The organism is Cupriavidus phytohabitans, assembly GCF_000426345.1.
Lineage (GTDB): Bacteria > Pseudomonadota > Gammaproteobacteria > Burkholderiales > Burkholderiaceae > Cupriavidus.
Genome location: NZ_AUFE01000107.1, coordinates 1 through 11,762, shown reverse-complemented (window position 1 = coordinate 11,762; position 11,762 = coordinate 1). Strand labels below are relative to the sequence as shown.

At 61.0% G+C, this 11,762-nt stretch carries 8 protein-coding genes and 2 pseudogenes; 8 read left to right on the top strand and 2 right to left on the bottom strand.

The genetic code is table 11. The features are described from left to right. Nucleotides 1-178: 178 nt before the first annotated feature. Nucleotides 179-637: a DUF2846 domain-containing protein gene (locus tag K309_RS0131930; RefSeq protein ID WP_029050086.1), complete on the bottom strand. Its 459-nt coding sequence runs from the start codon at nt 635-637 to the stop codon at nt 179-181. Then, the gene (locus K309_RS0131925) at nt 634-1,044 is read right to left on the bottom strand and encodes a hypothetical protein (RefSeq protein ID WP_156914517.1); all 411 of its coding nucleotides are present in this window, start codon (nt 1,042-1,044) and stop codon (nt 634-636) included. Before K309_RS0131925 ends, K309_RS0131930 begins: the two co-directional genes overlap by 4 nt. Nucleotides 1,045-2,019: 975 nt before the next feature. Between K309_RS0131925 and K309_RS0131920 the strand changes: the two genes are divergently transcribed. From K309_RS0131920 to K309_RS38200, 8 genes and pseudogenes are all read left to right on the top strand, one after another. Beyond that, nucleotides 2,020-2,316, top strand: coding sequence for a hypothetical protein (locus K309_RS0131920; RefSeq protein ID WP_029050084.1), 297 nt, complete (start codon nt 2,020-2,022; stop codon nt 2,314-2,316). Between the two features lie 96 nt (nt 2,317-2,412). Next, nucleotides 2,413-4,920, top strand: coding sequence for an EAL domain-containing protein (locus K309_RS0131915; protein WP_029050083.1), 2,508 nt, complete (start codon nt 2,413-2,415; stop codon nt 4,918-4,920). Between the two features lie 214 nt (nt 4,921-5,134). Further along, nucleotides 5,135-6,910, top strand: coding sequence for an SWIM zinc finger family protein (locus K309_RS0131910; RefSeq protein ID WP_029050082.1), 1,776 nt, complete (start codon nt 5,135-5,137; stop codon nt 6,908-6,910). Between the two features lie 94 nt (nt 6,911-7,004). Then, nucleotides 7,005-7,832, top strand: coding sequence for a YdcF family protein (locus tag K309_RS0131905; RefSeq protein WP_369796561.1), 828 nt, complete (start codon nt 7,005-7,007; stop codon nt 7,830-7,832). Nucleotides 7,833-8,225: 393 nt separating this feature from the next. Next, nucleotides 8,226-9,125 carry a TauD/TfdA dioxygenase family protein gene (locus K309_RS0131900; RefSeq protein WP_029050080.1) on the top strand — a complete coding sequence of 300 codons (900 nt, stop codon included), beginning with the start codon at nt 8,226-8,228 and terminating at the stop codon, nt 9,123-9,125. A gap of 24 nt (nt 9,126-9,149) precedes the next feature. Further along, on the top strand, nt 9,150-10,214 hold the full coding sequence (locus tag K309_RS0131895) for a beta-keto acid cleavage family enzyme (RefSeq protein ID WP_029050079.1): 1,065 nt from the start codon (nt 9,150-9,152) through the stop codon (nt 10,212-10,214). A gap of 267 nt (nt 10,215-10,481) precedes the next feature. Continuing rightward, nucleotides 10,482-11,183: pseudogene (locus K309_RS38205) on the top strand (DUF4747 family protein); the annotation flags it as partial. Between the two features lie 371 nt (nt 11,184-11,554). Continuing rightward, a pseudogene (locus tag K309_RS38200) lies at nt 11,555-11,762 on the top strand (IS110 family transposase); the annotation flags it as partial.

Below are 11,762 nucleotides of genomic sequence, written 5' to 3'. Positions count from 1 at the left end.
AATCAGATTCCTATTCGATCTGGGAGTTCTGCACGCAGCACAATTCTTCCGACGCCTTGCTGCGCCTTACCCTTCAACATTCTGCAGGCCGGACGAAATAGATCTGCCCCTTTTCTCGATTGCATCGCGCGGCGGGCCGCGGTCTAGCCGGTACCGGCCCAGTGACTCGCCGTGCCTCCTACTTCGCCGGCGCCTTGACGAGATCCCCGGTGTAGCTCAGCGAGGCTAGGTCTGCCTTCGCCTTCTCCGGCGTTTCCAACTCCAGCACGACGCGGCCCACCATCAGCCCCATCGACGGCGAGCTGCGCACGTACTTCGTCTCACCGGCATCCAGCACGAAGCTCAACGTCTTCTCCGTTTCGGTTGCAGCCGAGGCCACATACTTGCCGGCCGGCCGATCCACAAAGAAGAAGCCGCCGGGCTTGGACTCGCCCACCACCTGGTTGTTAAGACGCAGATCCGGCTGGATCGCGGCGCCGAACATCGACGCCGAGCGCAGGAAGTAGACCCGACCCTCGCCCGGCTTCAGCGTCGGCATCGACGCTGCCATGTCGGCGTGTTTCACACCCGAAGCACACCCAGCCAGCAGTGACGATACCGCCAGCCCGGCGATCACCATGCGTGCAACCCGTTTCATTCCGATTCTCCCAAGTTCAAAGGTACCGCGGTGGACAGCGGGGAATAGTTCTGTTCCCCGGGCAAATAGAAGCCCACCAGGGTCTTGTCGCGGATGACCAGGTAGGCCTCGTGGACCTGACGGCCCTCGATCGTGAAAATGGTGCCGATGGGCCGGTAAACGTCGCCCTGCGGAACACGACCCATCCTCGACCAGACAGACCTCTCGGGCAGCGTGCGGGAATAGCTCGTGTCCAGTTGGACGGTTGTAGCGATCAGGATCTGGATGCGTCGGGCGGCCACGTTTGGTTGGGTGACCTCGATAGTCGATGGGGCCGTCGCAATCATCGGGGCACAGGCGGAAAGCGCCACGCAATAGCACGCGGCGAGCCGCGTGCGGCTTGAGCTGCGACGGAAGGGGGCTTTCATCATTGGATCCGCTTGAATCTATATTTCGCGAAATGCCTGGCCGTTCCGGTCGGGATTGCGCCAAGTCGCAGGCTCATGTGAACTTGGGTCGATTCCTCACTGATCAGATTGCCTTGGTTGTCCAAATATAGTGTTGCCACAGAGTCCGTTGTATTGGGTCCAAACTCTGATCGCCCCCTTTTGCTAGCCCCGCCCCAAATGATTTTTCCACTCGCACCGGTACAGACAAATCTGTTGGTGTCTTCGAACGAAAATTCATGAGTCGCGGCTTTACCGTTCGGGTAGGCGAAACTCAGCTTAAGGACTCTCGTCCTTATCAATGCGACCTGGACAGCGCCGGGATACTTTAGACGTCCATTTTCCGTTCGGGCGGCCGCTTGAATTCTATGCAAATCCTCGTCGTTGGCGAAAGGGAAGACGTAATCGATTCGCATCGATTTCTCTAGTCGTTGAGCTGTAGCATCCCCATCTAATAACTCTCCGCTACCCTCATAGCTGCCACTGAGGTTCGGGCACGCTGTGGTCACATAGTCGGCCGGATTGATATTGTCACCGCCGCCACCTGGGTAATTGGGGGGCGAATGGAGACATCCGGAGCAGACTAAGGCCAGCATCAATGGAATAGATATCGCTCGATTCATTTGCCATCCTTCGACTGCTGGGTCTGATTATGAAAAATCGACCAATCGATACCATACTGATTGAGCAGCGTTACCCATATCTCAATTACGCCGTGGCGTCCGTAGCGCTACTCTCCGCGCTGAGTTGGCACGACAGTACCAAGCGGACTTTAGGGCGAATGTAGGACGCTTCCTAAGCCTTATCGGAATTTACATTTCGTTGGGTGGCGTCAACAGAATTTCAGCGAAGCTGTAGCATTGACGAGGATAGAAATGAACCTTGACTCAAGTCATTTTTATATCCACGGCGATATGGATGAGAGGACGATCTGATTTGGTGGACGCAAGACCGGCAATGAAACGCAGCACACACTGGATACGCCTCGGCCTGTCACTGGTTGGGGCCATCCTGCTTGGCGATGCTGTCGCGCTGTCGGGGATGGGGTTATTCAACTTCGGCATTGTGTTGCCGGGGTCTATTGGAATCGCGTTCCTGTTGCTCGGCCTGTGTTGGAATGGCGTGGCTCGGTGGCGGAAGGCGGATCGGCGGCGGCTGGTGCTTTGGCGCGCGGGATGGATTGCATTTGCGAACACTTTTCTCTCCGGCGCCTCACCAGTGTGTTCGTTTGGCACCGCGCAAATGCCGCCTTGATCTGCATCAACGGTTGTGACCCATCCCGCCACTATGCTGGCGAACGCTAACGGGTAGCGCTGCACAACAAAAAGTCACAGAGAGCACGGGAACAACATGCCGCATCACACCTTGGATATTGAGATCGAACGCCTGGTATCGAAATCAACACTAGAGTGCGAGCGCCAGACTCCCGTCAGCGAAGTCGTCGCCCGAATGGCAGAGCACCGCTGCAGTTCAATTGTCGTGATGGATCACGGCCAGGCAGTCGGCATCTGGACCGAACGCGATGCGCTGGCGCTCGGCAACGCGGCCGACGCGCTGTCCGGGCCGATCGGCGCGCTGATGAGCCACCCTGTGGATTCCTTGTCCGGCCACACGCGCCTCGGCGACGCCGTCGTCCACTTCAAGAACAAGGGCATCCGCCATTGCCTGGTGGTCGACGACGCCGGGCGCCCGCTCGGCATGCTCTCGCAGACCGATCTCGTCATGGGCCACGGCGCCGAATTCTTCCTGCGCACCAAGCCGATCGATTCCGTCAGGTTGTCCCGGCCTGTCGTGGTGGCGTCCGACACCAGCCTGCCCGACGCGATGCACGCCATGCGCACCGGCGGGCTGAGCGCCATCGTCGTTCGCTACTCCGCAAACGAGTACGGCATCCTGACCGAACGCGATATTGTCCGGCTGGCGGCCGCCAATGCGCTTGGCGGCACGGTGGCCGAACATGCGACGCGCCCCCTGCGCGCGCTGCGGCGATCGCAGAGCCTCTACGCGGCGCGCCAGACCCTGATCGAGAATCGCATCCGCCATGTCGGCATATTTGACGGCCAGCGCGACGGCCACGGCGAACTGGTGGGTGTGCTGAGCCTGGCCGACATCCTGAGCCATATCGAATACGAGTATGTGCATGAGCTTCAACTGGCGCTGCGCGAGCGCGATGAAGCCCTGCTGCAATCCGCCTACCACCTGAAGCTGGCGGACCGCGTGTTCGAGGCCACGCTCGACGGCGTCATGGTGACAGACCCGAACGGCGTCATCGAGCGGGTGAACCCGGCCTTTACGCAACTGACCGGCTATTCCCAGGCCGAGGCCATCGGCAAGACCCCGCGCATGCTGAACTCAGGAAAACAGGGCGCCGAGTTCTATCAGTCGCTGTGGCGCCAGCTGCGCGAGCAGGGCAGCTGGCAGGGCGAGATCTGGAATCGCCGCAAGAACGGTGAACTCTACCTGGAGTACCTGTCGATCTCAGGCATCTACAGCCCCGATGGCACCTGCACGCATTACGCCGCCATCTTTTCGGACATCACCAAGCGCCGGATGGACGAAGAGCGCCTGAACCACCTGGCGATGCACGATGCCCTCACGGCCCTGCCGAACCGTACCCTGTTCAGCGAGCGCCTGAAGCAGGCCATTGCCCGCGCCGAGCGTGCCTGCAGGCGGGTGGCCGTGATGTTCATCGACCTCGACCGCTTCAAGCTGATCAACGACACCATGGGGCACGGCGTGGGCGACCAGGCCCTCAAGGTCATCGCCCGGCGGCTCAAGGAAGCCGTTCGCGAAAGCGACACGGTGGCGCGCCTGGCCGGGGACGAATTCACCGTCATCATCGAAGACATCGAAGACATCCGCCACGTCGCGCAGATTGCGCAGGCATTGCTGAAATCGGTCGGGCACCCGATCGACACCCACGGCCAAGCCGTGTTCGTGACACCGAGCATCGGCATCAGCATCTACCCCGACGACGGCACCGACCAGAAACAGTTGCTGATGCAGGCCGATCGCGCCATGTACGCGGCCAAGGAGGAGGGCAAGAACAGTTTCCGCTTCTTCTCCACGCAGATGACCTCATCCTCGATGGAGCGGATCACGCTTGAAAGCGAGTTGCGCAACGCCCTGGCGGCCAACGAATTCCGCCTGCACTATCAACCGGTCTTCGACCTGCGCAGCGGGTCCGTCGTCAGCCTGGAAGCGCTGCTGCGCTGGCAGCATCCGACGCGGGGCTTGCTGTCACCCGGCGAGTTCATCACCACCGCCGAGGATTCGGCATTGATCATGCCGATCGGCGCGTGGGTACTGCGCGAAGCCTGCAGGCAGGCGCGCCTCTGGATCGAAGAGGGTTTCGCGTTCGGCCGGATTGCCGTCAACCTCTCCGCGCGGCAATGCCGCCACGAGCAGTTCCTGCATGACCTCACCACGATCCTGAGCGATACCGGCTTGCCGCCGGGCAGGCTGCAGCTGGAACTGGTCGAGAGCATGGCCATGACCGGCAATGGGATGACGGAAGCGCTGCTGGCGGAGCTTGCGCGGCGTGGGGTGAGTCTTGCTATTGATGACTTTGGGACGGGGTACTCGTCGTTTACCTATTTGCAGGCGCTGCCGGTTGATACGCTGAAGGTGGACCGGTCGTTCCTTGCTGGTATCGACGGCCGTCGGCGTGACAGCGCGATCCTGCGGGCGATTGTTGCCATGGCGCGGTCGCTTGGGTTGACGGTGGTGGCGGAAGGTGTCGAGAACGCCGACCAGTTGTGCTTCCTGCGTGAAATTGGGTGCGATCGCGGGCAGGGTTTCCTTCTCGCGCGGCCTGTACCGGCCGGTCAGTTATTGCGTGCAGGTATTGACGTCTGACGTCGCGGGTTAGCCGCCACCCGTATGGCTGCCGTGGTCGCGATCCCGGGCTAAGCGACGGAGCACCGAGAATCTCTCAATGGGAGCATCCCTGCCACAGCCCTTATTGGCCCACCCTCGGCATGAGCTGTGGCATGCCCGCGCGTTCTGACAGGTATCATCGTAACGGTCCGCCGTCCGTTCGCGGCATGTCTTCAATGGGACGCCACCTTCCATGTCCGCACCTGCAAAGCTCTCTGAAATCCTTACACTCGCCGAAGTTCAGGCCCAGACCGACACCGGGACGTTCGCGCGCGGCATGGCCTATTTCCATGACGGTGCCGTGTCTCGCCTTGAGGAACACGAAGGCGCCATTCGCGCCAGCGTACGCGGAACGCACCGTTACCGCGTCGAGCTGGCCGTCGCTGGCGATGGCGAACTCGCCTATGCATGCGACTGCCCGGTAGGCGATCAAGGTATTTTCTGCAAGCACGCGGTGGCCGTTGCACTCGCCTGGCTCGAAAACACTGGCGAAGAGGCATTCCATGCCGAAGAGACCACCCGGGAGAAACCGCGCAAGAAGCGAAAGACCTACGAGGAAGTGATTCGCGAATACGTGGCGACGCTGGACAAAGGCGCGCTTCAGGAACTGCTGCTGGAAGCCGTCGAGCTTGACCGGACGTTACGCGACAAGTTGCTATTCGCCGCGCGCTCGGCGCAGGCGTCCGATCTGCCGAGCATGAGAACTGCCGTGCGGCAGGTCACGCGCATCTCCCGGCCGCTGGACTGGACGGAGGCTGGCGAATACGGCGACAGCCTGATGTCGCTGGCCGAGACGTTACGCCAGAGGCTCACTGGGCCGCACGCTGCGCAAGTGGTCGAACTCACCGAGCTGGCAATTGCCGGCGCGGAAATGAGCCTTGAGCAGATTGACGATTCCGGCGGAGGCGTGATGCCCGGCATCCTGGAGCTGGCGTCTGTCCACCTCGACGCATGCCAGCAAACCCGCCCCGACCCTGTGAAACTTGCGGAGCGGCTCTTCCGCCTGCAGGTGGAAGGCAAATGGGATACTTTCAGCGATGTCCTACCCGCTTACGCCGAGCCTCTGGGCACGAGCGGGTTAAGCCGCTACCGTGGACTGGTAAGCGAGGCCTGGGAAGCCCTCGCCCCGCTTGCTCCGGGCAATGAATCTCTCCAATCATTCGAGTCGCGCCGACTGTATCTTGAGCGCGCAATGCGAACCCTGGCGGAGCTTGACGGCGACACCGATGCACTTATCCGAATTCTCTCCAAGGACCTGTCGAGTCCGTATCGCTTTCTTCAGATTGCAGAACTTTGCGTGAATCATGGCCGTCCGGACGAGGGTCTCGCGTGGGCCGAGCGAGCCCTTCGTGAATCGGAAGGGAATGTCGACGCGCGCCTGCTCGACTTTTGCATCGACGCGTATCTGCGTCGCGGCGAGTTCGACCAGGCCGCTACGATCGCATGGCGCCGCTTCGAGATGCATCCGACGGCCGGCACGTTTCCCGCCTTGATGAAGGTCGCTACGGCCATCGGTCGGCATGATGAGACCCGGGAGCGTGCAATCAAGCTCCTTTGGGCGCTTATCAAGGAAGAGGAGTCGAGCAAGAAATCCAAACGCTATGCCTGGCAGACGCCAACGCGCACCGAACTGGTCAAGCTTTTCCTTTCCGAAGAGAAGGACGATGTGGCCTGGGACACCTTTGTCGGTGGCCCGGTGGCGACGCAACTGTGGCCCCAGATGGCAGTTGCCCGAGGCAGAACGCATCCTCATGATGCGATTGCCCTCTATCACCGGCTGCTGCCGGTCGCCGTCGGGAACGGCTCGGGCAGTGCGCGCTATGACGAGGCATTTGAAATCGTGCGCGCCATCGGAAGCCTGCGGTCAAGGCTGGGCGAGCACGCAGAGTTCACCAGAGAACTGGAGGAGATCCGTGCCACCTATCGCGCGAAGCGCAATTTCATCAAGCTGCTCGCCACATTGCCCTGAAGTTGTCGTGTCCGCCTGGTGTTCAGCGCTAGCCATGCTCATGAAGAAGTGGCTCGGTGTAATGATCCGTCGCGCTATCTGGTGATATATGCGGTTGGAAAATATCGGAGTCAACTATCTGGAGAACCCCGCGGTGATACGCCGAACGCGCTGGATACGCCTCGGCCTGGCACTGGCCGGAGCCGTGCTGCTTGGCGATGCTGTCGCGCTGATGGGAATGGGATTGTTCAGCCTTGGCATCACGTTGCCGGGGTGTATTGGCATCGCCTTCCTGTTGCTCGCGTTGTGCTGGGATGGCGTGACACGGTGGCGCAAGACTGATCGACAGCGACAGTTGCTGTGGCGTGCGGGTTGGGTGGCGTTTTCTGCGTGGCTGGTAACTGTCGGGGTGTTCTTTTATGACATCCGCAGCGGCATGGGCGTCCCCGTGCCGGCAGGGACTTCGGTGAAGGCGATCGTCATCCTTGGATCAGGCACGCCTAACTGCGAGGCGTCGCCGACGTTGATTGCGCGGCTGGATCAAGGGTTGATGCAGGCGCAGCGATGGCCGGAGGCCAAGTTGGTTGTGAGTGGCGGACAGGACTTCGGGCTGCGGTGTGTCGAGGCGGACATCATGGCGGACTACCTCGTATCGCGTGGGGTGGCGTCGGACAGGGTGATTCGCGAGGGGCGAAGTACAAGTACCGAGGAGAACCTGTTGTTCAGCCGGCGGTTGCTGGAGGGACAGGGCGTCGATGCCGGGAAGGCGATTGTGGTGGTGACCAGCGATTTCCACGTGCGGCGGGCGGTGGGAATTGCGGGGAAGGCAGGGTTCAGCGAGGCCTTCGGCGTAGGAGCCGGGACGCCTTTGTACCTTCGCTTCAATGCGTGGCTGCGTGAGTACTTCGCGGCGATCAGTAGCTGGGTCCTGAGGGAGTACTGAGGCATCAGCTTGTGGCACTTCTCCGTGCCAAAAGCAGAACGGCGCGAGACCAATTGGCTCGCGCCGTTTTGCTTTCACGCCCGCGTTGCGCGGGCTGCCGCTCGCACCAGAAGTTTGACGGCGATCAAATCGCGTCAGCCCCGCGGCCAGACTTGGCATGAAATGCAATGCGCCTGGCGCGTAATGAAAAATCCCACCCTGCCGCGAACCGTAAGTTTCTTCTGACGCCAGACGCGTTGATTTACCCCACTGATAAGGCAGGAGACAAAGCGTGACCAAAACCAGCATTTCCCATCGCCCGGCAGGGCACGACATCGCGTGTTCGACATGCCCGACGCATCCGACAAGTGCCGCATGCCCGGCTTCCGTCATTTCCCGCACGGAGGCCTGACGATGCGCGTAGAACAACTGACCGCCAGCATTGGCGCTGAACTGGTCGACGTGGACCTGAACGATGCCATCCACGACGACGGCCTGTTCGCCGAGATCCGCGCCGCGCTGCTTCAGCACAAGGTGCTGTTCCTGCGTGACCAGGACATTTCCCGCGCCGAACACGTCGCCTTTGCCGAGCGCTTCGGCCAGCTGGAAGATCACCCGGTCGCCGGCAGCCATCCGCAATACCCTGGCCTGGTGCAGATCTACAAGCGCCCCGACCAGCCGATGGATCGCTACGAGAACGCCTGGCATACCGATGCGACCTGGCGTGAAGCGCCGCCCATGGGTTGCGTGCTGCGCTGCCTGGAAGGCCCGGCAGTCGGGGCCGACACCATGTGGGCAAACATGGTGCTCGCCTACGAGAACCTGCCCGCGCATGTGAAGACGGAGATCGCCGGCCTGCGTGCCCGCCACAGCATCGAGGCAAGCTTTGGCGCCGCCATGCCGATCGAACGGCGCCTGGCGCTGAAGGAGCAGTACCCCGACCCGGAACACCCGGTGGTGCGCATCCACCCCGAGACCGGTGAAAAGGTCCTGTTCGTCAACGCCTTCACCACGCACTTCACCAACTTCCACACCGCGGCACACGTGCGTTACGGCCAGGACTACAACCCTGGCGGGGCTGACCTGCTGCGTTACCTGGTGTCGCAGGCGTTCATCCCCGAGTACCAGGTCCGCTGGCGCTGGAAGCCCAACAGCATGGCCATCTGGGACAACCGCAGCACCCAGCACTACGCGGTGATGGACTACGCGCCCTGCCATCGCAAGATGGAGCGCGCCGGCATCATCGGCGACAAGCCCTTTGGCATCGGCGAGCGCGACCTCAACGCCCGCACCCCCGAAACCGCACTGGCCTGAACCACATATCCGCAGGAGACAAAGATGGATTTCATCGACGGTTCGCTGTTCCCCGAGAACCAGCAGAAGCTGGTCATTACCGCCGCGCCTTACGGTCCGGAATGGATGCCCGCCGACTTCCCGGAAGACATTCCGGTGACGATGGAGGCACAGATCCAGAAGGCCGTGGACTGCTACAACGCCGGCGCCACCGTGCTGCACGTGCATGTGCGTGAAGCCGATGGCAAGGGCTCCAAGCGCTTGTCCAAGTTCAACGAACTGCTGGCCGGCATCCGCGCCCGCGTGCCGGACATGATCCTGCAGGTGGGCGGCTCGATCTCGTTTGCGCCCGAGAACGAAGGCGACGTCGCCAGGTGGCTGTCGGACGATACCCGCCACATGCTGGCGGAACTGAAGCCGACGCCGGACCAGGTGACGATCGCCATCAACACCAACCAGATGAACGTGGTCGAGCAGATGTGCCCGGCCGACGTGGCCGGCACCTCACTGGCCGAGCCGGCGAACTACCGCGCCTATCGCGAGATGACCATTCCCGCCGGGCCGGAATGGGTGGAAGAACACATCCGCCGCCTCAGCAGCAACGGCATCCAGACCCACTTCCAGCTTGCCACCATCGCCCAGCTGGAAACGGTGGAGCGCATGATGCGCAAGGGCACCTGCAATGTGCCGCTGATCCTGACCTGGGTGGCCATCGGCGGCGGCTTTGAAGCGCCCAACCTCTACAACCTGGCGAACTTCGTGCGTGCCTGCCCCAACGGCTCGGTGCTGACGCTGGAAACCTCCATGCTCAACGTACTGCCGCTGAACATGATGGCCATCGCCATGGGCCTGCATGTGCGTTGCGGTATCGAGGACAACATCTGGACCCAGCGCCGCGACCGCAAGATGGGCACCGTGGCGCAGATCGAGCAGCTCGTGCGCATGTCGCGCGAGTTCGGCCGCGACGTGGCCAACGGGAAGGAAGCCCGCGAGATCTACAAGATCGGCACGTTCTATGACAGTGCGGATGAAACGCTGGCCGAGAACGGGTTCGCGGCGAACCGAAAGCCCGGGCAGGTTGGATTCACGCGGCATGCTGGCCGTCGATAGCCGCCTGTAGCCGCCCACAAGCTGCCGATAGGCGCCGGTGGCCGGCGACGCCATGCTTGGTACCGCCCGGCCTGCCCGCTGTGCCGCTCCCGATACATCGGAGGCAAGAGGCACAACGGGCACTCTTTTATCCGCCCCACATCCGCGCCGTCATCCGGTTCTCCCATTTGCAATTGATCTGCACGGATGCATTTGCATGCTTGCGAATGACGCGCTGGTGAATAAACTGGCGGAGCAGGGGATTGCGTCGGTGGCGGCTACCACGGGGGCGTCATACACAAATTCTTCGACCTTCAATTGACGGGTAAATGGCTTGATCTGAAAGCTAGGGAGCCGGTCGATGATGCTGAACTGGAGGGAGTGAATGTTCCGGAGCACTTGAAGCCCGGCTTGGAGACCTTTGAATTTCTTTTTTATCCTCAGCGCCATCGTCTGTTCTTTGTGTCACGCGAGCGAGAAGAATCCTTCGCGCCTATTGATGCGGCCAGGTATTTCCAGGCTTTGTTGAATCAACCAATTCTTCGAAATGAGTTCGGCGAGATAGTGGTTACGCCCGAGCCGGAACGGGACAGCCTTCGGAAGATCCTTGCGATACCGAAGCTCCGTCGACTGGAAATGCAAATCAGCCCGCCCAACCCCGACGATTTCGAAGAGTTTGAGCAAGAGGTCAAGGATCGTCTCAAGGCGCAAAATGCCAAGAGAATGGATATCTCGCTGGTTGCGAGTCGTGGCGAGATTTTAGTCCCGGACGAGCAGACTCAAGCGTTGGCTGAGGTGGCCAAGTCAAATGGGCGCGTAATAGGCCGTGGCTTGGACGATGAAGGACACGTTGTAGAGCTGTCAACCAAGCAGCATCCGATATTAGAGACCGCAGAATACGATCCCGATCTGGAGTATCCGTCTACTGCGCTATACGCTGTTGCAGCCGATTTCATACGTTCATTGATGCGGCGACCAGTGAGAGGCTAGATTAGCCGAAAAAAATCCGACCACAGGGGTCGGATTGAAAGATTTGGTATTGATCCATCGACTCACGGGCTAAGCTCATACCGCCATCCCGCTCCGGATGATCTTGATTGAGTTAAGCAACCGGAATTCGCCGGGCTGCGACTCCCAACAAATCAATGACTTAACAGCTAATTCTGTCGCGGCTCGGCCGTCTCAGAACCGGAATTTGCCGGACTGACGTGAAAAGAAGCGCGAATTAGTCAGTATGACTCCCCTAGGGTGGGGCAAAAGGCTGGCCTGCCGCGAGGAATCAAACGCGGGTTAGCATGACTGCCAGAGCCGCACGGTGTGGACAGTGCCACACCCAGGCGATTTCCAGCGCGGAGGCCAGCATGGAACACGATAGCACGCTGTATGTCGGCTTGGACGTCCATAAGGACTCGATCACGGTCGCTTACGCACTCGGCGCGGGCGAGGTCGAACTGCTTGGCAGGATCGGTACCTCGAAGGCCGATATCGATCGCCTGTGCAAGCGCCTGCAGTCTAAAGCGCGCCGGATCCGCATCGTCTACGAGGCGGGCCCATGCGGATATGGCCTTT